Genomic DNA, 24,011 nt, shown 5'->3' on the forward strand with positions numbered 1-24,011 from the left:
CAAAGCTCATTTGAGCTTACAATAATCAATCGTAATCAAACAAAACAATTAATCATATGCGTAACCAAGGTGTTATCGTGTTTTTGACAGTGGTGGTCACAGCATTGTGTCTGTATTACCTGTCATTCACATTTGTATCAAATAATATTCAGCAAAAAGCTGTGGCATATGCCACAGATGAGTCAGGCAACGTTGAGTTTGCCAAAAAACAAGCTTACCTGGATTCCATATACAGGGAGCCCGTTTATAATTTCCTAGGGGCCAAATTCACCTATAAGGAAATCAAAGAAACAGAATTGGGACTTGGCCTTGATTTGCAGGGTGGAATGCATGTTACCTTGGAGGTTTCTCCTGTAGAAATCGTTAAAGGACTTTCCGGTAACAGTAAAGATGCGGCTTTCAATGCTGCATTGGAAGATGCTGCGGAAGCATCAAAAACAAGTAACGAAAAGTACGTTGACCTATTCTACATAGCTTGGCAGAACAATGCTCCGGATCAGAAACTGAGCGGAATTTTTGCAACTGCAGCCAACCGTGGAAGAATTTCCTTGGAAACATCGGATACTGATATCCTCAAAATCATTGACACGGAAGTTGAAAATGCCATAGAACGTTCCTTTAATATCCTAAGAACAAGGGTGGACCGCTTCGGAACCTCTCAGCCAAATATTCAAAGAATTCAAGGTTCAGGTAGGATTCAGATTGAATTACCTGGAGTGGACAATCCGGAAAGGGTCAGAAATCTATTACAAGGAGTTGCAAAATTGCAGTTTTGGGAAGTGGCAGAAGTGAATGAATACCTCGCGGAACTGGAATTAGTCAATAGCCTTTTGGTAGCTGAATCAAACGCAAATAAAACTGAAACTACTCCTGCTGATACCACCTCAACTGAGGAAGGTGACCTTGCAAGTCAGCTTGAACAACAATTGGCAGAGACAAAAGAACCTGATGATTTTTCTTCTCAGATTTCTCCGATTTTTTCCCTGTCTAAATCCAATGCAGGTTTGATATATGAAATTAGGGATACTGTTGCGATCAATAGAATATTTGCACGTGAAGATGTCAAATCTCTGTTACCTAGAAACATCAAGTTCCTTTGGTCAGTGAAGCCTCAAACATCGGATAATCTTGAATTATTGGAACTACATGCCATCAAGGTAAGCAGGTCAAGCGACCAAGCGCCATTGGAAGGTGATGTGGTCACAGATGCACGTCAGACTTTGGATCAGACTTCCCGCCCTGCAGTCAGCATGCAGATGAACGCCGAAGGTGCAAGAAAATGGAGAAAACTGACTTCTGAAAATATAGGAAGAAGGATTGCAGTTGTCCTGGATGATTTTGTCTATACTGCTCCAATGGTACAGGGAGAGATTCCATCCGGTCAATCAGAAATCACCGGTAACTTCAGCATGGAGGAAGCCAAGGATTTGGCCAATATTCTAAAGTCCGGTTCATTACCAGCACCTACCAAAATCGTAGAAGAGGCCATTATCGGCCCAACATTGGGTAAAGATGCACAAAGTCAAGGTATCATTTCTATGGTTGCCGGATTGGTTTTGGTGGTCTTGTTTATGGTCGCCTATTATGCCAAAGGTGGATTCGTTGCTATTGCTGCATTGGTTTTCAACATCTTCTTTATCTTGGGTATTTTGGCCCAGTTGGGTGCAGCGCTGACCCTTCCTGGTATTGCAGGTATAGTTTTGACCATTGGTATGTCGATAGATGCCAACGTTTTGATTTTTGAAAGGATCAAAGAAGAAATCCGCAATGGTGCCGGATTGATTGCCGCAATCAATGAAGGATACAAGAAAGCATTCTCTGCTATTCTTGACTCCAATGTCACGACATTCCTTACAGGTGCTATATTATATGCCCTTGGTCAGGGCCCTGTCAAAGGATTTGCGATTGTATTGATGATAGGTATTGCCTCATCCTTCTTCTCAGCTGTATTTATTACCAGGCTTATTGTGCATTGGTCAACCAAGAAGGGTGATAAGAGCAGTATTTCATTCTCTACACCATGGGCCGGTAATTTATTGGGCAACTTGAATATAGATTTCCTGAGCAAAAGAAAAATCGCCTACATCATTTCATCAACAATTATTGTGATAGGCTTGGCTATTGCCGCCATCAATGGGTTGAAATTTGGGGTGGATTTCACCGGAGGACGTTCCTATATCGTGGAATTTTCCCAACCGGTAGTGGAATCTGACCTAAAAGTAGGTCTTGATGGTGAATTTGACGGTTCAGTAGAGGTGAAGACTTTTGGAGGAAATAATATCGTCAAAGTAACGACCTCTTATCTGATCAATGAAGATGATGATGACTCCAATGCTGAAGTTGAAAACAAAGTAAAAGAAGGTATAGCCAAGATTACCGGATTGGCCCTAACAACAGGATCTGAAATTGGGGATGGACAATTTGCTATCAGGGGTTCGTCAAAAGTAGGTGCTACTGTGGCAGATGATATCAAGAAATCTTCTGCAGAGGCTATGTTCTTCGCTTTGGTTGCGATATTCTTATATATCCTTTTGAGGTTCCGTAAGTGGCAGTTCTCGCTTGGTTCAATTATTGCCCTGGTACATGATGTGCTCTTTGTAATTGCTGCATTTGCAATAGCGAGTGCATTGGGTGCTACATTTGAGATTGATCAGGTATTCATTGCAGCTATTCTGACCGTAGTCGGTTATTCCATCAATGATACCGTGATTGTATTTGATAGAATCAGAGAAAATATTGAGTTCCGAGGCACTTCCAAATTGGTGAACATGTTCAATGATGCCATCAATCAGACAATGGCCAGGACATTGATAACTTCTTTTACGACTTTAATTGTAGTATTGGTATTATTGATATTCGGAGGTGAAGTCTTGAGAGGATTCTCATTTGCCCTGTTCATCGGTATAGTAGTAGGTACCTATTCTTCCATCTACATTGCTTCGCCTATTGTGGTGGATTTAATGAAGAAAGAGTTGGAAGCCGAGAATCAACAAGATCCTGCAAAAAAGACAGCATAAATCAATAATTTTCGAAAAAATCAAGGGAGATGTACCAAACATCTCCCTTTTTTTGTGTTTTTTCTGAAAAAATACCCTGAACACGGGATTTTTTAGATTTTTTATTAAGCATACCTTGCAAGTTCAAAACTTGCATTGAATGTTAGGAAGTATTTATCACACAGTGATAGCTTTGAGTTTATTGGTCTCCTTTTTAAGTCTGTTTGGCACCAATAAGGAAGAGCTTTCAAGTAATCGTTTAATTTTGGTTACCCTAGGTTGGGTTTTGTTTTTCGAGTCTTATGGTTTGATCACTGCAAGAAAAGGAATCAACAACTCCCTTATATATAATATATCCTGGATATATATAGAATCTATGCTATTGATAGGCTATTTCTATCTTCTTGAAAAAAGTCCCCAAGTCAAAAAAAGAATCATCCTAATCAGTATTGTTATCTTATTGTGGGGCCTTTTCAACAGTATATTCTTCCAACCCATTGCCCTAACCCTACAATACTACTCACTGTTGCCATTCGGGGTGTTCATAATTGCTCTGTCCATACGGTTGTTAAGAAACATTTTGAACCTAAAGTTATATCCTGACCACAATCTATTGGCCATACCCCATTTTTGGGTCAGTAGTACTGTTTTGTTTTTCTACATTGAGGCTTTGATATTGTTTGGGACTTATCAGGTAAATCCTGCATTCATAGTAGAAAATGTGACTGTTTTGTTTGGGTTCAATAAATTTATGGCTGGATTGATGTATCTTTTTTTGGGGATGGCATTTATTTCCCCCCATCTGACAAAGAATTACAACATTATAAAGTCTGGATTGATTTTTCTGTTTATTATTACCAATATTTCCTTTATCTTTTTATACCCGATAAGATTTTAAATATGACCCGAGAAGAATTAGAGGCATTTAGAAATGCCTATCAAAAAGCCGCAAAAAAAAGCATCAAAGCCAAAAACAAAAATGGAAAGGTAATCAATGAACAGTCAGACTGGGTTTGGTTTGACCGTAATACCATTCAAAAATTATTGGATATGACGGATTCTGAAAAAGGTGGAATCAAAATTTATTTCGGCCAGTATGACGAAAATAATGTTAATATGCTGCCCGAAGACATGAGGAAAAAGCATGATTATGTAGGCAGAGTTTCCCTTGCTTTGGCAGCATGCAACAAGACCGAAACAGAATTCGAAGACATCTACTCAGCGTCAAATGAAATTCAGAACACTGCTAATCTAATGTTATTGAGAAGCAATGATCGTGATAGTCCTGTAAATGCAGGAACTGTTTGTCCACCCATTTGTAATCCATAAGCAAACAGCATGCAGCCTTTTTTTTGGTACAATATTTTGATTGTTCTCGGAATGCTTTTAAGCATTCCTTATTTCTTTATTGGAGCTCAGCAAAGTAAAAAAAAGCATTTGGTTATTTTTTTAATTTTGATCCTAATTTCATTGGTGGAAGTTTTAGGTAAGTATCAGCAGCTTTCCGGTCAGAACAATACCACTATTTACAATGTAGGCTATGTCATTATTGGCTTATCATTGAAATTTTATTTCTTCTCTTTGGTATTTCAGGAAAAAAAGGGAAAGATGTTGGTTTTATTTCTATGGTCAGCTTTTATCACTTGGAGTATCATCAATTTTCTTTTCTTTCAGTCTTTTGGTGTTTTTCACCACTATTCATTCGCTTTTGGGAGTTTGATTTTAATTGGGCTTTGTTTCTTTTTTTTTCATGGGATTTTTTTTAAAAATTGGTACATGGATAAAAATTTGTTGGCAGTCCCTGAGTTTTGGATAGTCTCTTTCATAATGTTCTTTTATTCAGCCTCCCTTTTGTACTTTATTTCTTTCAGTTTTTATTATGAGGGAATGGACGTCACATTTTATAAGAGATTGAATTTTTTTGTAAATATTATGGGCTGTATCATGTATTTGATTATGGGTTTGGCATTTTATGCACCGCTCGTGTTCAAAGAAAGTGGGAAATGATTGATCAGATTGTTTTTAAAAGGTTTGAATTTTATCTTTTAATTTGCTTGAATCTTTGGATAAGAATGCACTTACTTGGTATCATGTTTTGATCATTATTGGGATGCTGGTTAGCATCCCTTATTTCTATTTGGCCAAAGGGGAAAACAGGAAAAAACACCTCGTCATCTTTTTGATCCTTTTATGCACAAGCATTACTGAAGTTAGGGCCAGACAACTTCAACTTTTGAAAATCAACAATACTTTGGTTGTCAATACAGGTTATATTATCATAGGTATATCCCTAATATTCCTTTTTTTCTATTTTATCCTGAACCAAAGTAAAAAACCGCTTTACTTATGGGTTGTCTATATGGCATGGATCATTATCAATTCTATTTATTTCCAGACCATAACCACTACTTTCCAAAATTATTCATGGGCATTGGCTAGTTTGTTGATTATCGGGATGTGCTTATATTTCTTTTACAGCATTTTTTCAAAAAATCAGTTTGAAAATATAAACCTGATTGCTGTTCCCGAGTTTTGGGTAGTTTCATTTTTGATGTTTTTCTATGCAAGCTCATTTTTATACTTCATCTCTTTCACCTTTTATTATGACAAAATGGACATTGAATTATACATGCAATTGAATTTTCTGATCAAGATAATGGGCAGTATCATGTATTTAGTGATGGGTTTAGCTTTTTATGCACCTTATATTTTTAGAAACAAAGTCGAATGACATAGCATTCTCTCCAATTTAAACTGCAGCAAAATTGAATGTCTAAAAGCTAATTTGATGGCTTAGGATGGAATTATTGGATCATTCATGTATCTTAGTCAAATCTTGGCTCGTCACCAAAAGCTATCCCAAGACATTCAACTGACAAAATATTTGCAATTAAATGGATAACAACGGATCTGACCTGTTTGTAATCATCCTCTTAGGTTTTTTCCTGATGCTTTTCATGGTGTCATTTATCATCATCATGGTCATCTACCATCGACAGCGGCAAATCCAAAACCAACAAAAAGTGGAATCCATGAAAGCCGCCTATGAAAATACCATCCTGAATGTCGAGAAAGAAATCAGGGAAGATATCCTGAGCTATGTGGGCCGTGAACTTCACGATAATGTCGGCCAATTGCTTTCTTTGGCAAAACTGAACCTCTCTAGCAGCAAAGCCGAAAAAGTCCATGAAGGCAAAATTTTGATCAATGAAATTATCAGGGAGGTAAGATCACTATCCAAGTCCTTGAATTTGGATTGGGTGGAATCAATTACTTTGGAAGAATTCATCAAAATGGAACTCGGAAAGCTTGAAAGTACAGAATTCTGCAAAGTAGCTTTCCAAAATAATGGAAATCCCCTTCAGTTGAGCAAAGAAAAAAAGCTTGTACTCATCAGGATTATACAGGAATCGCTGAACAACTCTATCAAACATGCCCAACCTTCCCTGATTGAGATTACTGTCCATTCTGATAATTCCAAATCCGAAATTGCCATTAAGGATGATGGTAGAGGATTTGTCGTCAGTAATAATTCAGAAGGCTCTGGAATGTTCAATTTGAAAAACAGGATGAACACCATAGGAGGGGAACTCCTCGTCCAATCCAAAATCGGAAAAGGAACTGAAATAAAATTAATATTACCACTATCAGCCAATTAATTTAAAAAACAACGGAAATGATCAAAATTGCTTTAGCTGATGACCATAAAATGTTTGCCAAAGGGATTGCAGGTCTATTGGAGGAAGAAGAAGACTTTAATATAATGGGGATTTTTTCCAATGGCCGGGAGCTTTTGGATTTTCTGGAATCAGTAGACGTAGATATCATTCTTACAGACATGAATATGCCGGTTTTGGATGGGGAGGGAGTAATTGAAGCGGTTAAGCTGCTGATTCCCTATCCAAAAATCATTGTGCTTTCCATGTACGATGATGAGGCTATTTTTCTAAAGTGTCAAAAACTCGGTGCAAGTGCCTATGTGCTAAAAAATGCTGATCCTGATGAATTGATCTATACCATAAGGGAAGTATTCGAAGGTTCTCATATAATGAATTTTCAAAAGGTATTGCAGCAAAATCAGGACGATTTATATGCGGATATCTACAAGGAAAAATTCAAGCTTTCAAAAAGGGAACTTCAGATTCTCAGATTGATCAAAGAAGGCATGACAAATCGGGATGTTGCGGAAAAACTCCATTTGAGCTCCCATACTGTAGATGCCCACAGGAAAAAAATCCACAATAAACTAGGTGTGAGTTCGGTAGCCGAGCTGATCAGAAAAGCATTAGATATGAATCTATGAAAAAAATCAAAACTGCTTTGGTAGGATTTGGTTCTGTGGCTAAAAACATGCATGCCCCTTTAATCTCTGTCTGCGATGACCTGGAGTTGGTGGCGGTAGTGGAGCGGTCCGGCGAAACAGCCAAAGAAAAATATCCGGACATTGAAATTTTTAAAAGCTTGGAGAACTTACTATCTGCCGATTTAGCTGAACTGATTGTCATAGTTACCCCCAACGAATTTCATTTTCAGCAAGCCAAAATGGCTCTGGAGGCAGGAAAACATGTAGTGGTGGACAAACCTGTCACCATTTCATCAACAGAAGCAGAAGAACTGAAAAAAATAGCCGATTCAAAGAATCTGATCCTTTCAGTTTTCCAAAACCGGCGTTGGGATGGGGACATTCGCACCATTCAAAAAATACTGGCAGAGGGAATTTTGGGGCGGATCGTCCATTTTGAATCCCATTTTGACAGATTTCGACCTAATTTGGTAGACAATTGGCGGGAAAAAGATGTTCCCGGCAATGGTATTACCTATGATCTGGGAACGCATCTGGTCGATCAGGCAGTTATGCTTTTTGGCAAACCCAAATGGGTTTATGCCGAAATTTTGAAGCAGAGACGCGGTGCAGTTGCGGATGACTTCTTTGACATTACTATGATGTTTGACGGCATCAAAGCAAGATTGACTGCCAGCGTTTTGGTTAATGCTCCATTGCCAAAATTTCTGGTCCTTGGCGAAAAGGGCTCCTATATCAAATTTGGTTTGGATGTTCAGGAGAAGGCCTTCAAAGCAGGCCAGAAACCCGAAGGCGTGAATTGGGGTTTGGAAGCAGCTGAGTCCTGGGGACATCTCTATCTTGAAAATTCCTCCGGTTCGTATCCAACGGAACGTGGCGATTACAGGTATTTTTATCAGAATATTGCAGATACCATTCTTGGCTTAGCCTCACTGAAAGTAAATATGGACGAAGCTATTTTGGTTCTGAAAATCCTTGAAGCGGCATTTTTGAGCCAACGGGAGGGAAGAAGGATTTGGTTGGAAGGATGAGAGATGAATTAAGACACAAGACATAAGTGCAGAAGTTAAGTATCAAGGATTGACTATATGTATCTGGGAGATAAGAAATCAGAAACTCATAATTATCCCTTAAGATTCTTGCGATTCAATCTATTTCTTTAATTTTGCGCCCATGGCAAAAAATGACATTACCGCGGAAAATACGCAACTCAAAGATATAATCGCCCATGCCAAAGAGTATGGCTTTGTTTACCCTTCTTCTGAAATTTATGATGGACTACAGGCTGTCTATGATTATGGAGCCTATGGAGTGGAACTCAAAAACAATCTCAAAAGACTTTGGTGGGAGACAATGACCCGTCTCAATGACAATATTGTAGGTATTGATGCTTCGATTTTTATGCATCCCACTACTTGGAAAGCATCCGGTCATGTGGACAGTTTCAATGATCCTATGATTGACAATAAGGATAGCAAGAAACGCTACCGCGCAGATGTGCTCATCGAGGAAAAAGCAGCTTTCTATGAAAATTCAGGTGATAAAGATGCTGCTCAAAATCTTCTAAACGCTATGGCAAGATTGCTGGAAGCAGAAGATTTTGCCGGTGTCCGTGAACTGATCATCAATGAAAAAATCACTTGCCCGATAAGCGGAACATCCAATTGGACAGAGGTACGTCAGTTTAACCTGATGTTTTCGACCCAAGTAGGTTCAGTGGCGGAGGATTCTTCTACGATTTACCTCAGACCAGAAACAGCACAGGGGATTTTTGTCAATTTTCTGAATGTACAGAAAACAGCCCGGATGAAAGTTCCTTTTGGAATTGCCCAAATTGGCAAAGCTTTTAGAAATGAGATTGTTGCCCGTCAGTTTATCTTCAGGATGCGGGAATTTGAACAGATGGAAATGCAGTTTTTTGTCAGACCAGGTACTGAATTGGAATGGTATAAGGAATGGGCAGAAACAAGGATGAAATGGCACAGGGCCTTAGGTATTCCTGAAGAAAAGCTGAGACGACATGACCATGAAAAATTGGCACATTATGCCAATGCGGCCATGGATATAGAATATCAATTTCCATTTGGTTTTAAGGAAGTGGAGGGAATCCACTCAAGGACAGATTTTGACCTGAAAAGCCATCAGGAATTTTCCAAAAAGAAACAGCAATACTTCGATCCTGAAATCAATCAGAATTATATCCCCTATGTGATTGAAACTTCCATAGGAGCAGATCGCTTATTCCTGATGACACTATGCAACGCCTATGTGGACGAAGAAGTAGATGGCAAACAAAGGGTTTATCTTAAATTGCATCCTGCCATAGCCCCTGTCAAAGCGGCTATTCTTCCCTTGACCAAAAAAGATGGCTTGCCGGAAAAAGGAAAGGAAATCTTTGAAGCCTTAAAATATGATTTCAATATCATTTATGAAGATGCAGCATCCATTGGGAAGCGATATGCCCGACAGGATCTGATCGGCACGCCATTTTGTATTGCCGTGGACCATCAGACCCTAGAGGACAATACCGTTACCATCCGACATAGAGATACTACCGAACAGGAAAGAGTAGCCATTTCGGAACTTCATGCAAGGTTGAGTAAGGAATGTAGCTTTAGGAGGATCTTCGAAAAGATTTAAATCAAAAAGCAAAAGACCCCAAGATTTTTTCTTGGGGTCTTCTGCTTTAATGGTTTGGAATAAACGCTGTTGATTCCAAAAATCTGTGCCCATTGAATTGTTGCCGGCAAAAATTGTAGATCATTAAAAAATTGATTTTTATTGAAAGCTGATATCCTCCAACAAAATTTGTTTTTTTAAATTCAAGAAAGTACCAAGATTAAAATTGCGAATAGCCAGATTCCAAAGGCTAGGGTGAAGGGTGATTTATTTTTCATATACGTAAAATTGTTTTTTGTAAAAGTATCATCTCAAAAACAAAAAAACAAATGAAATTCATTTTTTTATTTATGAAATACAAATTAATATACTTATTAGGTAAATTGAAGCTTTCTCTACCTTTTATGAAAAGCATAGGTTGAAAAAGAATAGTGTATTTGAGGAGGTTTATGATCCTTCAGAAAGTGAATATGTAGTATATCCTTCCATTTCTTGGAATAGAGAAAAATTCCTCCAAAACATTTTCAAATCACCTTGAATAATGATAACCTTGGATATGGTTTTAATTATGGAATGATTTCCAACATCTACACCAACCATCAGTTATTAAATTATGTCAAAGAAAGCCATCATCATTGGGTCAGGAATAGCCGGACTTGCTGCTGCCATAAGACTAATCCATAAAGGTTTTGAAGTATCCGTATTTGAGGCCAATTCCTATCCGGGAGGCAAACTCTCTGAAATAATTATAAATGGTTACCGCTTCGATGCCGGCCCTTCGCTGTTCACACTTCCGGAACAAATGGAGGAACTGTTTCTTCTTTCCGGGAAAGATCCAAAGAAGTATTTTGATTATATAAAACTTCCCGTGGCCTGTCATTATTTTTGGGAAGATGGAAAACATATCAAAACCTGGGCAGATATCAACAAATTTGCTGACGAGGTTGAAACCAAACTTGGAGAACCTGCGGAAAACATCAGAAAAGCTTTAAGAAAATCGTCCTATATATACGACCATTTAGCGCCTCTGTTTATGCACAGGTCATTGCATAAATTTGGAACTTGGACAAACAAGGAAGCATTAAAATCCTATCTGAAGATGGGCAAACTTGGGATTTTCAGTACCATGCACAAGACGAATTCCAGGAATTTTGACCACCCAAAACTGGTTCAGTTATTCAATAGGTATGCCACTTATAATGGTTCAAATCCTTATGAGACACCGGCTACCTTAAATATTATTCCACATCTTGAATTTAATATCGGAGCTTTTTTCCCTAAAAAAGGCATGCATGACATTACCTTGAGTTTGTACCGTTTGGCTCAGGAACTGGGAGCGAAATTTAACTTCAATTCCAAAGTCGAGGAAATATTGGTCGAACAGGGCAAGGCAGTCGGGGTTATGGTAAATGGTCAAAAAATACTTGGCGACTTAATTGTCAATAATATGGACATGGTAAATGCTTACAAAACCATTCTGCGAAAACAAAAGCAACCGACCAAATTACTTGATCAGCCCAAATCAAGCTCTGCTTTGATTTTCTATTGGGGGATCAAAAAAGTATTTCCAGAATTGGATCTTCACAATATTCTTTTTTCAGACAATTATAAGGAAGAGTTTGATCATATTTTCCACCATAGAAGTATATACCACGATCCTACGGTCTATATAAATATTACCTCAGTTTATAAACCTGATGATGCACCCAAAGGCTGCATGAACTGGTTTACAATGATCAATGTCCCTAATAACCAAGGGCAGAACTGGGACAAACTAATCCTTGAAGCAAGAAGATTTATCATCCAAAAAGTAAACCGTATCCTAAAAACCGATATCGAATCCCTGATAGAGGTAGAAGAAATCCTGGAACCAAGAACCATCGAAAGCAAAACATCCAGTGCAAACGGGGCGCTCTATGGCAACAGTTCAAATAATAAATATGCTGCTTTCCTTAGACACGCCAATTTTTCTTCTCAAATCAAGAACCTTTATTTCTGTGGCGGAAGTGTACACCCGGGAGGAGGAATTCCTCTTTGCCTACTATCTGCCAAAATAATGTCCGAAATGATAGCTGAATAGGTTTGAAATGGATTTAATTCTTTTTGTTGTTACCGAATGACTTGTCTGGATATGCCGGAGGATTAGGTACCGGTCTGGGATCCATTTTGATCAGTTCCTGCAAATGCTCAATAGCCGCATCCAATTGGGCATCGTTTCCATCAAAAGTAGCCTTGGGCATATTGATGAGTTCTATGTCAGGTATAAAACCAACTCCTTCAATCAGCCATTCGCCTTCCTCTCCATAAACCCCGTTCATCGGAGCTCGGGCCACGCCGTTATCCGTCAAAGTATTGACTCCCGAAAGCCATACTTCACCGCCCCATGTTCGGGCACCGATGGATTTGCCCATGTTGAGTCTTCGGAAGCCTTCAGCAAAAGCTTCTCCGTCCGAAGCGGTAAATTCATCCACCAATAATACCAAATGGCCCCTAAATGCATATGGCATGTTCCAATAGGGCTCTCCTGTCCTGCTTTTCCAATAGAAAAACACCTCACGCATCAGCTTCTCCAGAATAAAGGAATCTATATTTCCGCCCCGATTGTTACGCACATCTATGACAAGACCTGACTTTTTAAACTGAGGATAAAAATCCCGGTACCACTGTCCAATATCTCTTGCCGTCATTGCCCGAAGATGAACATACCCTAACTCCCCGTTTGACTTTTCTTCGACCATTAGCCTGCGGGTGTATTCCCATTCATTGTATCGAAGGTTAGATTCCTGTGCGCTTGTCATTGGATGTATGATGCGGTCGCCTTTGTCGGCTCCAATACTATTGAGTAATTTGATTCTGACCTGTTTGCTGGCTTTATCTCTTAATAAATATTGCAAATCGGGTGCATCCATTACCGATACTCCATCAATATGGGTAATCACGTCTCCTTTGGAGATATTCAGGTCAGGATGGGATAAAGGGGACATTTCATCGGGATAGTCAGGATCACTGAGGAAAATATGCTCAATGGTGTAACCACGCAGTTTTTCATTTCTGGAAAAACGTCCACCTAGCATCCCAAACTGAATCTTATCCTCCCCACTTCTCAAATCACCTCCACCCACGGAGGTGTGAAGAACGCTCAACTCACCTATCAGTTCACCCATCACGTCGGAAAGCTCCCGGCGGGTCGTTACCCTATCCACTAGAGGCAGGTACTTTTTATACATTGCATCCCAATCTACTCCATGCATATTTCGGTCGTAGAAATAATCCCGCTCCATCCTCCAGGCATCGGTATAGATTTGCTTCCAGTCTTCTTTCGGATCGACAGAAAATTTCCAGCCGTTCAGGTTGAGTTGATTTTTGGAAAGATCTGAAACCGGCGCAGTTCCCAACTCCACCACATAATGATTTGAACCCATCCGTAAAACCGCATACTTATTATTCAGCGAGGTGACATAGCTATTGATTTTATCAGCAAATACTTTTTGCTCGGCTTTCTCATCTATCACAGTCATCATCAAGGCCGGATTGTCATCACTGGATGCTCCACCTCCAAAATAGACTCCCATTCCAGGACCAATTCTGTGGTAGTAAATTGCTTTGTCTGTCACCACAAGATTTTTATAATTGCCTGCGGGAATAGGTAATTCCCGTAAGCGTTCCATCAGTCCGTCTTCATCGATTTCAACTTTCACAGGGCTATCTTCTTTTTTCTCCTCAGCAGGTTTAAGTTCATTTTTGGGTTGGAAAGGTGAAACTAGTCCCTTTTTTAGACCTACTTGGTAGATTTTGATCTGCTTTTCCCAGAAAGGCTCCGGTTGCCTTGTTCCCCAAGGGGAGCCGATTCGCGATTCAAAATTCCGATCAGACAAAAAGTAGATCCATTTTCCATCGGGGCTCCATTGTGGACTCATACTGTTAGTCCTGTCGGAAGTGAGTGGAATCCGCTTGCCTGATTCCGGGTTGAAAATAAACAACTGCATGAATGTATTGGAAGCAGCCTGCCCAAAAGCCAGCCATTTGCTGTCAGGAGACCAAGCCATAGCCCCACTTAGGTTCTGGTCATTTTTGCTTGCTTTGACCTTTTTTCCAGAGACCAAATCCTGAGTCCAGAGATCATTGTTCAGATCATAATAAGCTAACTTTTTCCCATCAGGCGAAGGCAAAAGACCGAATCTCAAAGTACTCCCATCCTCGGTCAGCCTTTTCCCCTGATCCAAACCCAAGCCTGAATATTGGTGAATTTCAAATTCACCGCTTTCGTCAGAGAAAGACAGGATATCTTTACCATCAGGAGAGAAAACTGCGTCGCGATACCTTACACCATCTTTTTGACTGAGCCGAAGCGATCTACCCTGTTTGGCAGGAAAAACAAAAACCCTTCCCCGGGCTGTCAAAGCTACTTTTTCACCATCATTGCTCACAGAAATATTGGTCACATAGTTGGCAGGATTATCGATCCAGTATTCCCTCAACTGATCAAAATCCGAAGTCAGACTGATGGCAAGCTTTTTGTCCATGCCACTGGCCAAATCCTGTAAATAAAGGTCTGCTCCGGATCTGTAAACCAGGTTGTTGCCATGAATGGATGCCTCTCGCACATCATAGCTTGACTGCTGGGTATGCTTTTTTAAATCCGTGCCGTTTTCGTCGATTGACCATATGTTCTGGATTCCGTCCCGGGAGGAGAGAAAATAGACCCGGTCCCCGTGGTATATTGGATGATGGTCTTCTCCTTTGTAATCATTGGTGAGTTTAACCGCTTCATCCTGTCCAGAGGTATATTTCCAAAGTTGACGGGCAGTACCCCCTTCGTAACGTTTGGTGACATTGTTATGGTAGGTGGGGCGGACAAAAAAATAGGTGTCTCCCGAATCATTAAAACTTCCCTCAGCGGCCATTTCCAAAGGCAGAATACTTTTGATTCCATTTTCTATATTCAATAAAACCGTATTCAGTCTAGGCAAAGTGGAATATTGATTGGTCACATAGGCCACTTCCGAAGTTGATTTCCAGGCAGTAGGGATAGAAGCCGCAGATTCGTATGTCAATCTTCTGGGCAAACCACCCGAAATAGGAATCAGATAAACCTCTGTTGGACCCTCGTAAGTAGCAGCGTAGGCTACCCATTTCCCATCCGGGGAAATCTTCGGAGAACTTTCCTCACCGGCATGAGTTGTCAGGCGTATCGCTTCTCCGCCATTTAGCGATACTTTCCAAATGTCCCCCTCAGCCACAAAAACCACTACATCCTGATTGACATCCGGTTGCATAAAATACCCGATTGATTGCTGACCGAAAATGGGGCCTGAAACAAGAAATATTGAAATGGTAAAGAATCTGAGAATGGCTTTCATACCTGTTGAATTAAATTACTGAATCTGAAGAATCTCAAGATATGCACAATATTTCTGTTAATCCACTGCATAAATTATAAGAGACAGTATTTGTATTCAAAGCCTATTTTTCTCCCTTTGAGAAAAATAATTTTCACCCAATTATAACCTCAATAGCAATCGGGATGGAAGAGAAAAAGTTTTCTGCAAATTGTACTTTCTGAAAAACATTGAATTTCTACCATTGACAGAATTTGAAATTGCCCCTCGGCGAGCTCGGGGACCGGAGAATTGGGCTGTTTAAGGGAGAGTTGGGGAAGCGGCTTCGCCGCTTCCCCAACTCTCCCTCTCCTTAATAAAAACCCCGGTGGCCGAGCTTGCCGAGGCCTAATCAGGTTAACTTTACTGTCATTCCCCTTTCTGTAAATGCCAATTTTCTACCCTTATTATGATTTATTCTTTGGTGATTTTGTATTCAAAACTGGAAGCACCGGAAATTCCTGCTCCGCTGATTCCTTCTAGAATGCCTGTGATACTCGTCTCTACATCATGGTTATAAAAAGATATTGATGCCCGTCCGGATGAGTCAGTAAGAATATATGGCGCCCAGAAAAGCGTCACCCGTTTGTCAGGTTTGATGTGTTCAGGTTTTTGTATATCGTATTTGGGGGAGTAAAATTCCCTTTCAATTTGAAACCCTGCATCAATGCTCGGGATTGGACTTTCTTTGGGGGGATCAATTTGTTCTTTTCCTCTTTTGGTATAAAAACCAATAACTCCGTTTGCTCCTCTTGCACCAAAAATACTGGCATCTGGACCTTTCCAAACCGAAACACTTTCGATATCCTCAACGGGTATCGTATGCAGCGATGCAATATCAGCAGGGAAATCATCAATCATAATCAACGGATTAGTTCCGCCATTAATAGAACTAATTCCCCGTATCAGCACACTCCATTGTGTTCCGGAACCTCTAACCTGAACACCCGGTACCCTACCCTGTATGAGTTGAAGGGGATGAATCTGATTTTCAAGACTTGTGACTCCCGCCACTTGGATATTGACAGATCCACTTCCATAGATTTTAGAAGGAGAACTTTGTAGATCTACTTTTTTCCCCAGGACTTCCACCTCTTCCAATGAAATCATCTTTTCATCGAAATCAAATGCTTTTTCTATTGCTCTGCGTTCTTCACTATTAACTACAAAAGTTCGTTCTATGTCAGTTTGCCTTTCAGTAAATGGTAAAATCTGATCTGGAGTACCAGGGTAATCGTGTGAGTTTTCTGTAATTATTTTAACTGATGTATTTCCTTTTTTAGTTTCGCCATGTAGTACCACATCTGTAGGCTCAAAATATATGATGTTATTTATTTCAAATTCTCCCTGAGAATTGCTTTTGACAATTTTGGTTTCCGGTGCGGGGAAGAAGGACAATAAAGAGATTTTCCCACCACTGATAGGTTTGTCTTTATATACATCCACCATTTTTCCTTTTATGGTCAATCCCTGCTCCACTTTGTATGGAGAGCCTCCCAAATTATTGTTTAAAGCGTCTTCAACGGTATACCTCCTCCATCCTTGGGTAAGCAACAGATAGTCCAAAGCCTCTTCCCGATCTTCATTAATTGGATTAAAGTAATAGCCGGGCGACTCGATATATCCCTTGAGATCAGATGATAGCAACAAATAACTTGAAATGGTTTCCCTGTTTTCCTCAGTAAGTATCTGTTGATTATCATATACAGCCAAAGAAAGGTTAGCGACTAAAGGCATTTCATGCATATCATGTGCCTGAATATTAAGTGTTACCAGCTCTCTTGGGGCATAAGTTGGCTTATCAGGGGTAATTTTTAAAGATATTCGGTCTCCTTGATCCATAAAAATCAATCGTTCGGCAAGTGGAATTCCGTTGCTGTCCATTACCGTGATCTGTGCTATTCCCGATTGGAATGCTGATTTTGGGATTTTGGCAATGGTGATGTTTGTATTGAGAAATGCCCGGGCTGAATAACAAACAATACCTCTGGTCTGTGCTAAAATATAAATCGTTTGGCTAGCTTCATGATCAGTGGTGAGAATTTTTACCAATACACTATCAGACTTTGATGAGTTGTTGACTGACATTGCCAATCCTGATTCCTTTATATCGGGAAGTGTCACTTCCTTATCATAATCATCAATTCTTGCTTTGTATTCTTTTTCTTTTTGAGGCTTCATGTAAAACGCCCCCATTCCCAAGCCATTACTTATAAATTCTCCTATCACTTTGTCTCCCTCTAGAATTTTTCCCGAAATCCTTTTTCCCAAGCCATCTGTACCAGTTGCCTTAATGGCAACTTTGCTGAATATTCCATGAACAAGATCACCTCCTTCCGGAAAAAACTGAAGATCCAAATTGTTTTCTGGTATATCTTTAGGGACAGGGATTTCACTGTTCCAGATTTTGATTTTCCTGTGGAAGAAATAATCTTCACTACTGTTCCTCATCCAGTTTGTATATGCCCGTACTATGTAGTTTCCCGATTCCAAAGAGTCGGATATTGGCATGTACCCTGCTGATGAACCATCTAGGGAGAAGAGCTTCAAATGGGTAACGAGTTGCTTGTTTTTATCAATCAACTCTACATAAATGGTTCGGCTTAAAGGGGAGGGTTCGTGAAAAGCTCCAGCAGTGAGATATGTTTTGAACCATATGGTATCCCCTGCTGCGTAATAAGACCTGTCAAAATGGATATAAATTTTCTCCTGAGGTCGTTCCTTTAGATATTTATCAAAGCCGGCAATGATCCTTGCTAAAGGGTCATCATTTTGAGAAAATGAAAGTAAATAAAAAATAACCGGAGCAATCAATAATAAAAGGAAACCTTTTTTTTGGGTCATAAATGGGTTTATAATTTACTATTACACTGGCTTTAATAAATGAGGAAATCCAAAAGTTGGGCAATGTCTATAAATAATACTACTAAAGCTAGTTGCATGTTCCGAAATTTACAAAGTTCGTTTGAAAAATATATACCCTGTTTCGGACAGTTTATTGGGGTGTTGGTACTTGATTCATTTGGCAAAAGCGGATTTTACAGTATCTTTTTCTAGATTGGGTAGTATTCATGCCTACTTATCAAGACTTAAACAGCAAAGGAAATGAAACGAAGAAATTTTATCAAAACATCTGCGCTCTGCGCTACAGCAGTGAGTGCATTTGGGTTTATACGCTTTGACGGGACAATGTATGTGGGAGATTGCGCCACAACTTCTGATATCTTGGGTCCATTTTATAGACCCAGCAGTCCCGAGCGCAGTAATTTGGTGGTGGCCGGTTCGAAAGGCCGCAAGGTAGAACTCCTGGGTAAAATACTTCATCAGGACTGCAGCACGCCATACAAAAACGCAAAGGTTGAGCTTTGGCATTGTGACGAAAACGGCGTTTATGACAATTCTACCTCAGCATTCAACTATCGAGGTACGGTCAAAACCGACAATGAAGGCAATTATTCTTTTCAGACTATCATCCCTGTGCCTTATGATGCAGGAGGAGGCTTGATAAGACCTGCACATTTTCATATGATGGTGACCGCGGATGGCTATCAGCCTTTGGTGACGCAGCTGTATTTTACCGGAGATAAAAACATTCCCAAAGACCCTTGGGCCAATGCTGCCAAGGGCCGTCATTTGAAAGTCGAGGACCATCCAAACGGTGTCAGCAAGGTGGTTTTCAATGTGGGAATGGCAAGAACATTGGCGGTGGAACCTGCTTCCATCGACAAACTTACCGGCACTTATGTCCATGAAAATGATCCAAAGAAAACGATTACCCTTTTCAATAATCAAAATACAATTTGGGTCAAGAATGAGGTTTTTGGAGAGGGATACATCTATGCTGGTAATAACCTCTTCGTCTATCCAAGCAATCCCGAAGGAAGTTTTGATAAACTTGAATTTGATATCAGCCCCTCCGGTGCAATCAGGCTGACCCATTCCTTCCAATACGTCGACTTGGGAAAAGCCTCGAATGTGTATATCAAGCAGGAGTGAGGTTTCAATAGGCAGTTTTCAGTTATCAGTAGGCAGTAAACAGTCGACGGTCCACAGTCGACAGTCCACGGAGGATGCAGGTGAGTAGACAGTTTACAGTGGGCAGTTTTAAGAGATCAGTATGGAGTATTCAGTGATCAGAGGTTAGGTTTGAGTTATCGGTTTTATGTCTTCCGTCTCCCGTCTTCGGTCTTCTGTCTTCCCAAATCCAAGAAAAGCCGATATCTAAGTATAAAATCATAAACCACTTATAAATATGCGATTGAGAACAAACAAACTTTTCCTTTTTTCACTGCTAGTAGTATTGGCATGTAGCTCCCCTGCTGAAAAAGAGAGCATCGCAACAGAAATTCCTGCTTCAACCGAAGTCCCCAAGAGGGAACTCCGACAGGTCAGTTTTTCAGGTTCCGGTTATGAATTGGGATTGCAACATGGACAGTTTTTCAAAAAGGAAATCGGTGAAATCGTGCTCAAATGGAAAGAAAGTACAAGATCACAATTGGGAAGAGATTCAGATGAGGTGCTGAAAGAATTTTTTGCTTATGCAGATTTTGAAGGCAGCATCAAGAAATGGACGCCGGATCTTTACGAAGAAGTAAGAGGAATAGCCGTAGGTTCGGAGCAGCGTTTTGATCAGATAATGCTTTTTAACCTCTTGGATGAGTTTTGGGTCTATCGTAATTCTTTGGAAAATCACCATTGCAGTAATATCGGTGTGCCTTCGGTAAACGGTGGCTTATCCTATATTGCCCAAAATATGGATATAGAACCCTATACGGATGGTTACCAAACACTTTTCAGAATTGAAGCTACTGCTGATAGGCCTGAACAATTGGTACTTTCCCATCCCGGTTTGATAGCCCTGAACGGTATGAACAGCTCCGGGGTAGGCATGATTATGAATACCATCATGCAGCTGAATGCTTCCAATTCCGGATTACCGGTAGCCTTTGTCACTAGAAAAGTACTCTCAATGACGGAAAGGGATGATATCATCGAGTTTATAACCTCAGTCAATCATGCTTCGGGACAGAATTACATCCTGGGAGTGAGGGGGGAAGTTTTCAATTTTGAAGCTTCGGCCAACAAGGTGGTGAGGTTTGATCCTGGCAATAAAAACCAAACCGTGTACCACACCAACCATCCGATTGTCAACGATGATGTGAAACCTTGGTTTGCTGAATACAATCCAAATAAAATTGTAGACACCATTCCTGTTACTTCCAACAGCTACATCCGATTGGCGGCTTTGACAACAAGAATTGCCGATAAGGATGCTGTTACAGATGACCATATCAAAGACGCTCTGCGTTCAAAAGATGATGCCAACAATCCGGTATGCCGGTCATTGGATCCCAAAAAGAATGGATTCACATTTGCCTCCGTGGTCATGACCCTGACGGGAGAGCCATATCTTCAGATTACAGCTGGTCCCCCTTCGGAGAGCGAGTATTTGAAAGTTGCTTTTTCCAATTAGAATAGAAGGATATTATGTGGTCGCAAATCCTAATGGAAAGCAATGGAAGTTCTTTATTTGGCAGTAAGAAACTTATTGACATCCAGCCAGTGGATAAATGCCTCAAACCAACGGTTGCTGGTGCGGTTTGGATTTCCAAGACCGAATCCGTGACCTCCGTTCTGGTAAAGATGAAACTCAACCGGGATACCTGCTTTGTACCAAGAATCGATCACACCAAATTGACCTCTGAACAGAAAATCATCCGTGGCTATCACATTGAACATGGGAGGCGCATTTTCTGGTACTTCGACAGGACCCATGCCCCCGTAGATGGGGCCTATAAAAGCAAGCTTCATAGTTTTGGAATGAAGGGTGGAATGCATGGTCAATCCTGCACCGGCAGAAAATCCAATCATACCTATCCGGTCAGTATCAACTCCCCATTCCTTGGCCCTATTGACGATCATGGCATAGGCTGCCTCTGCATCCTCGAGTTGGTTGGATAGGTCACGCTGTGGAGGAGCAGGCGTTGTGGTGCTTGTCGTAGAATTGGAAGAAGGAGCCGGGGCAGGAGTTCGGGGCCGGTTCATCCAAGCTGAAAAATCTTCCAAAGACGCCGGAGTTGGGTTGAGTCGGTACTTGAGCACAAATGCGGCGATTCCCTGCGCTGCCAATGCCTCTGCCACTTCCCAGCCCTCATTGCCCATTGATAGCCAGCTGAACCCTCCACCTGGCGCTACGATCACGGCAGTACCGTTGGCCTTCCCGGGTTCAGGGAGGAAGGGAGTAAGTGTTGCGGTAGAAATATTTCTGGCCATTGGATCACCCCACTGCCTGAACCATGTCTCAGGGGCAGGTTGATTTTCCACCCCTCCTGTTCCCAGTAGAATGGCGTTTGGTTCTTCAGGTGTTTCAAGAGGGTAGATGGTTCCGTCCTGTGCCATCACGGTGGAAGCAAAGAAAAGTAGGAAGGCCATTAATGAGGTAGAGGTTTTTTGTAGGTAAGACATAGTGCTATAGGTTTATTGGTAAGAGAAATAAAGTTATTGGTTTTAAACTGCTCAAGTATAAAGTTAAACAAAACTGTCAAATTTACACTTAATGTTTTCTAATTTGCTTTGCTGTTGTAAAGAAGGTAAGTTTTGGTGTTTGAATACACCAAGCCCTACCATCAAACTACATATACAGAAATGGGACAAAGTGTGGCTGAGAATTACCGCATAGTGCCACTCTGGACCTAAGACATCCCTACCTCAAAAAAGTATAGGATATACCCACAGAAGCATAGTGGAACAAAGAAAAATTATAGACTTCATCATTATCAGCCCCACCCTCGAGGATACGGTAACCGACCCGAAGCATCAGGTTATCGGACAAATTATAGGTTGCTGCAGCCAAAACATCCACAGCCCTTCCCTGTGGCGCTGCCAATGCGTCCCCATCTAAAAGAAGACCAAACTTATCATCGAGTTTCCACAAAAGCCTGAAATTGATAATGGGCACAAAACCTACATTGGTTTTCTCGGATTTCAAGTCCTCCGAAGAAAGTCCGATTTTGGCATCCCTGATTTTGGCGGTAGCCCCCAACCCAAACTCAAATCTGGGATTTTGGACTATTTCGTATCTGTAGGTCAACCTGTATGAATTGAACTTATAAGTACCGTTAAGGAGGGTGTTGGCAGCAAATGTTTCACCTTCAAAGAAAATGTCATTGGCCACACTACCCTGTGATTGGGTTTCAAGTGGAGCGTATAACACTGAAATAAAGTGCCGCGATTTGATAATGTAACTCGCCCTCAAACGATAAAATGCTTTAGTCTGGGAATTCAGATCATCGGTCAAAGAAAAAAGTGTCCCCTGATCCCCGGGAATCCGGACATCATTATACCCATTAAATACCGCGCCTGTTTCAAGATCTATAATTGCCTGCGCATGGGCTGTTATTTGTTGGAAAAAAGTTAAGGTTAGAATACAGATTGAATAGATAAAAGCTTTCATTTTTTTGGTTTAAGGTTTAAAGTAACCGAAATGGATTTCAGGTTTGGTCTTACAGTCTTACTATAAAAACCCCATACATGGAAATATGGGTTCAATTACTGGGCCAGATTGGGTTGGGTTGTAGAGAAGTGTTTTTTCGAAAGGCAGAATTAGGAGATCAGAAGGAATACTCCAAGCAGGAATATAGATGCCTGTTGTATCTTTAAAACAATTTCCTTTGAAAATAAAGAATTGGTATCTTACTGATCTCTTTAAAATTGATTTATGTAAAATTGATTTAAATTGAAATATGGAAGCACTACTTAACAGAATTGAGTTAAACCCTGAAATATTGGTCGGGAAGCCGGTCATAAAAGGCACCCGATTGTCTGTACAATTTATACTTGGATTGCTCGCCCATGGTGAAACTCCTCAATCCATCATTGAAGAATATCCATATATCACCGAGGAGGATATCAGGGCATGCATACTGTTTGCAAACGAAGTTTTGGAAAGTAATTTTTTCACCCAAAATACTGCCTTATAAATTCCCGGGAATTCAAAACAGGTAGTGACGAAAATAATATGAGTATTCCAAAATTCCATCTATGCTTAGGTTCCAAGTACTTTTAAATTTGTGAAGTTTTTCGGGTTTAGGTGTGTGGGATTGACTGCGGACCGGGCCGGCCAGGGCCATGCGCGTGGATAGGATTCCGCAGTCTTGACTTTTTTGGTTACTTTTTTTGTCAAGAAAAAAAGTAACTATATAAATGGCATTTCGCAAATATCAAGGTTGAGAATACAATTAAAGTTAAAGTGCGAAAAAGCGGATACTCAGAAAATTAAAACCAGTTTTATCTTCTGTCAGAATGATTTCATCTATTTCCTAGAAGGGCTTTTCTTGTATTCGGCTTGTCCTTCTGCTAATATGATGATCCAGTCAGCTACTGGCATATGATCCAAAGTCTTGTAATCACCGGATGTGATTTGGGCATACAAATATTCTGTCAATCTGGATAGAGAGATATTTTGCTGTGCTGCAAATTCCTTTGCCTTTTCAATTATTTTTTTGTCAAATGAAAGTGTGATTTAGGCATCCATATTCTTAAACAGTTATACTAATAAAATTAAAAATTTATACTCAGAAATCAAGATTGAATTCAATACAAGATATCAAGAAAACTTTTGAGAGATATTTATGGATACTTTAAGATATTGGGATATTACGTTAAGCTAAGCATAATATGAATTTACAGCTTGGGAGGGGGAATCCCTTTGAGGCT

Annotated in this window: 18 protein-coding genes; 13 read left to right on the forward strand and 5 right to left on the reverse strand. The window is 40.3% G+C overall.

Annotation, left to right across the window (positions count from 1 at the left end; translation table 11 throughout):
* Window positions 1-56 precede the first annotated feature (56 nt).
* From secDF to crtD, 10 genes are all read left to right on the forward strand, one after another.
* A complete protein-coding gene (gene secDF / locus B9A52_RS06195; protein WP_084119476.1) occupies window positions 57-3,017 on the forward strand; it encodes a protein translocase subunit SecDF in 2,961 nt (986 codons plus the stop codon).
* Between the two features lie 139 nt (window positions 3,018-3,156).
* Complete coding sequence (locus B9A52_RS06200; RefSeq protein WP_084119477.1) at window positions 3,157-3,894, forward strand: hypothetical protein; 738 nt, start codon at window positions 3,157-3,159, stop codon at window positions 3,892-3,894.
* A 2-nt stretch (window positions 3,895-3,896) separates the two neighbouring features.
* Window positions 3,897-4,325: a hypothetical protein gene (locus B9A52_RS06205; RefSeq protein ID WP_084119478.1), complete on the forward strand. Its 429-nt coding sequence runs from the start codon at window positions 3,897-3,899 to the stop codon at window positions 4,323-4,325.
* 9 nt (window positions 4,326-4,334) lie between these two features.
* The gene (locus B9A52_RS06210; protein WP_084119479.1) at window positions 4,335-5,003 is read left to right on the forward strand and encodes a hypothetical protein; all 669 of its coding nucleotides are present in this window, start codon (window positions 4,335-4,337) and stop codon (window positions 5,001-5,003) included.
* A gap of 55 nt (window positions 5,004-5,058) precedes the next feature.
* The gene (locus B9A52_RS06215) at window positions 5,059-5,727 is read left to right on the forward strand and encodes a hypothetical protein (protein WP_172805169.1); all 669 of its coding nucleotides are present in this window, start codon (window positions 5,059-5,061) and stop codon (window positions 5,725-5,727) included.
* Between the two features lie 163 nt (window positions 5,728-5,890).
* Complete coding sequence (locus tag B9A52_RS06220; protein WP_084119481.1) at window positions 5,891-6,655, forward strand: sensor histidine kinase; 765 nt, start codon at window positions 5,891-5,893, stop codon at window positions 6,653-6,655.
* 17 nt (window positions 6,656-6,672) lie between these two features.
* Window positions 6,673-7,299: a response regulator transcription factor gene (locus B9A52_RS06225; protein WP_084119482.1), complete on the forward strand. Its 627-nt coding sequence runs from the start codon at window positions 6,673-6,675 to the stop codon at window positions 7,297-7,299.
* On the forward strand, window positions 7,296-8,330 hold the full coding sequence (locus tag B9A52_RS06230) for a Gfo/Idh/MocA family protein (RefSeq protein ID WP_084119483.1): 1,035 nt from the start codon (window positions 7,296-7,298) through the stop codon (window positions 8,328-8,330). Before B9A52_RS06225 ends, B9A52_RS06230 begins: the two co-directional genes overlap by 4 nt.
* Window positions 8,331-8,472: 142 nt before the next feature.
* On the forward strand, window positions 8,473-9,939 hold the full coding sequence (locus B9A52_RS06235) for a glycine--tRNA ligase (RefSeq protein WP_084119484.1): 1,467 nt from the start codon (window positions 8,473-8,475) through the stop codon (window positions 9,937-9,939).
* A gap of 592 nt (window positions 9,940-10,531) precedes the next feature.
* Window positions 10,532-11,998, forward strand: coding sequence for a 1-hydroxycarotenoid 3,4-desaturase CrtD (gene crtD / locus B9A52_RS06240; protein ID WP_084119485.1), 1,467 nt, complete (start codon window positions 10,532-10,534; stop codon window positions 11,996-11,998).
* A gap of 13 nt (window positions 11,999-12,011) precedes the next feature.
* Here the strand turns inward: crtD and B9A52_RS06245 are convergent, their stop codons facing one another.
* On the reverse strand, window positions 12,012-15,278 hold the full coding sequence (locus B9A52_RS06245) for a S41 family peptidase (protein WP_084119486.1): 3,267 nt from the start codon (window positions 15,276-15,278) through the stop codon (window positions 12,012-12,014).
* Window positions 15,279-15,710: 432 nt separating this feature from the next.
* Window positions 15,711-18,140, reverse strand: a complete 2,430-nt coding sequence (locus B9A52_RS06250; RefSeq protein WP_084119487.1) for a TonB-dependent receptor plug domain-containing protein — start codon at window positions 18,138-18,140, stop codon at window positions 15,711-15,713.
* Window positions 18,141-18,401: 261 nt separating this feature from the next.
* Here B9A52_RS06250 and B9A52_RS06255 point away from each other — a divergent pair, with 261 nt between their 5' ends.
* Both B9A52_RS06255 and B9A52_RS06260 read left to right on the forward strand, forming a co-directional pair.
* Window positions 18,402-19,292, forward strand: a complete 891-nt coding sequence (locus B9A52_RS06255) for a dioxygenase family protein (protein ID WP_084119488.1) — start codon at window positions 18,402-18,404, stop codon at window positions 19,290-19,292.
* Between the two features lie 256 nt (window positions 19,293-19,548).
* Complete coding sequence (locus B9A52_RS06260; RefSeq protein ID WP_084119489.1) at window positions 19,549-20,769, forward strand: C45 family autoproteolytic acyltransferase/hydolase; 1,221 nt, start codon at window positions 19,549-19,551, stop codon at window positions 20,767-20,769.
* Between the two features lie 53 nt (window positions 20,770-20,822).
* On the opposite strand, the gene B9A52_RS06265 is transcribed toward B9A52_RS06260, so the two are convergent.
* Complete coding sequence (locus tag B9A52_RS06265) at window positions 20,823-21,761, reverse strand: alpha/beta hydrolase (protein WP_084119490.1); 939 nt, start codon at window positions 21,759-21,761, stop codon at window positions 20,823-20,825.
* A gap of 238 nt (window positions 21,762-21,999) precedes the next feature.
* Entirely contained in the window at window positions 22,000-22,749 is a 750-nt protein-coding gene (locus B9A52_RS06270; protein WP_084119491.1) for a hypothetical protein, read from the reverse strand.
* A 289-nt stretch (window positions 22,750-23,038) separates the two neighbouring features.
* Here B9A52_RS06270 and B9A52_RS06275 point away from each other — a divergent pair, with 289 nt between their 5' ends.
* A complete protein-coding gene (locus tag B9A52_RS06275) occupies window positions 23,039-23,275 on the forward strand; it encodes a DUF433 domain-containing protein (protein ID WP_084119492.1) in 237 nt (78 codons plus the stop codon).
* A 332-nt stretch (window positions 23,276-23,607) separates the two neighbouring features.
* On the opposite strand, the gene B9A52_RS26090 is transcribed toward B9A52_RS06275, so the two are convergent.
* Window positions 23,608-23,817 carry a DUF6364 family protein gene (locus tag B9A52_RS26090; RefSeq protein ID WP_262483151.1) on the reverse strand — a complete coding sequence of 70 codons (210 nt, stop codon included), beginning with the start codon at window positions 23,815-23,817 and terminating at the stop codon, window positions 23,608-23,610.
* Window positions 23,818-24,011: the final 194 nt, after the last annotated feature.

This window comes from Aquiflexum balticum DSM 16537, from assembly GCF_900176595.1.
Classification (GTDB): Bacteria; Bacteroidota; Bacteroidia; order Cytophagales; family Cyclobacteriaceae; genus Aquiflexum; species Aquiflexum balticum.

What these genes read in the sequence shown, in the direction of transcription:
- secDF (WP_084119476.1), top strand. Translation starts at nt 57, where the DNA reads ATGCGTAACCAAGGTGTTATCGTGTTTTTGACAGTGGTGGTCACAGCA.
- B9A52_RS06200 (WP_084119477.1), top strand. Translation starts at nt 3,157, where the DNA reads ATGTTAGGAAGTATTTATCACACAGTGATAGCTTTGAGTTTATTGGTC.
- B9A52_RS06205 (WP_084119478.1), top strand. Translation starts at nt 3,897, where the DNA reads ATGACCCGAGAAGAATTAGAGGCATTTAGAAATGCCTATCAAAAAGCC.
- B9A52_RS06210 (WP_084119479.1), top strand. Translation starts at nt 4,335, where the DNA reads ATGCAGCCTTTTTTTTGGTACAATATTTTGATTGTTCTCGGAATGCTT.
- B9A52_RS06220 (WP_084119481.1), top strand. Translation starts at nt 5,891, where the DNA reads ATGGATAACAACGGATCTGACCTGTTTGTAATCATCCTCTTAGGTTTT.
- B9A52_RS06225 (WP_084119482.1), top strand. Translation starts at nt 6,673, where the DNA reads ATGATCAAAATTGCTTTAGCTGATGACCATAAAATGTTTGCCAAAGGG.
- B9A52_RS06230 (WP_084119483.1), top strand. Translation starts at nt 7,296, where the DNA reads ATGAAAAAAATCAAAACTGCTTTGGTAGGATTTGGTTCTGTGGCTAAA.
- B9A52_RS06235 (WP_084119484.1), top strand. Translation starts at nt 8,473, where the DNA reads ATGGCAAAAAATGACATTACCGCGGAAAATACGCAACTCAAAGATATA.
- crtD (WP_084119485.1), top strand. Translation starts at nt 10,532, where the DNA reads ATGTCAAAGAAAGCCATCATCATTGGGTCAGGAATAGCCGGACTTGCT.
- B9A52_RS06245 (WP_084119486.1), bottom strand. Translation starts at nt 15,278, where the DNA reads ATGAAAGCCATTCTCAGATTCTTTACCATTTCAATATTTCTTGTTTCA.
- B9A52_RS06250 (WP_084119487.1), bottom strand. Translation starts at nt 18,140, where the DNA reads ATGACCCAAAAAAAAGGTTTCCTTTTATTATTGATTGCTCCGGTTATT.
- B9A52_RS06255 (WP_084119488.1), top strand. Translation starts at nt 18,402, where the DNA reads ATGAAACGAAGAAATTTTATCAAAACATCTGCGCTCTGCGCTACAGCA.
- B9A52_RS06260 (WP_084119489.1), top strand. Translation starts at nt 19,549, where the DNA reads ATGCGATTGAGAACAAACAAACTTTTCCTTTTTTCACTGCTAGTAGTA.
- B9A52_RS06265 (WP_084119490.1), bottom strand. Translation starts at nt 21,761, where the DNA reads ATGTCTTACCTACAAAAAACCTCTACCTCATTAATGGCCTTCCTACTT.
- B9A52_RS06270 (WP_084119491.1), bottom strand. Translation starts at nt 22,749, where the DNA reads ATGAAAGCTTTTATCTATTCAATCTGTATTCTAACCTTAACTTTTTTC.
- B9A52_RS06275 (WP_084119492.1), top strand. Translation starts at nt 23,039, where the DNA reads ATGGAAGCACTACTTAACAGAATTGAGTTAAACCCTGAAATATTGGTC.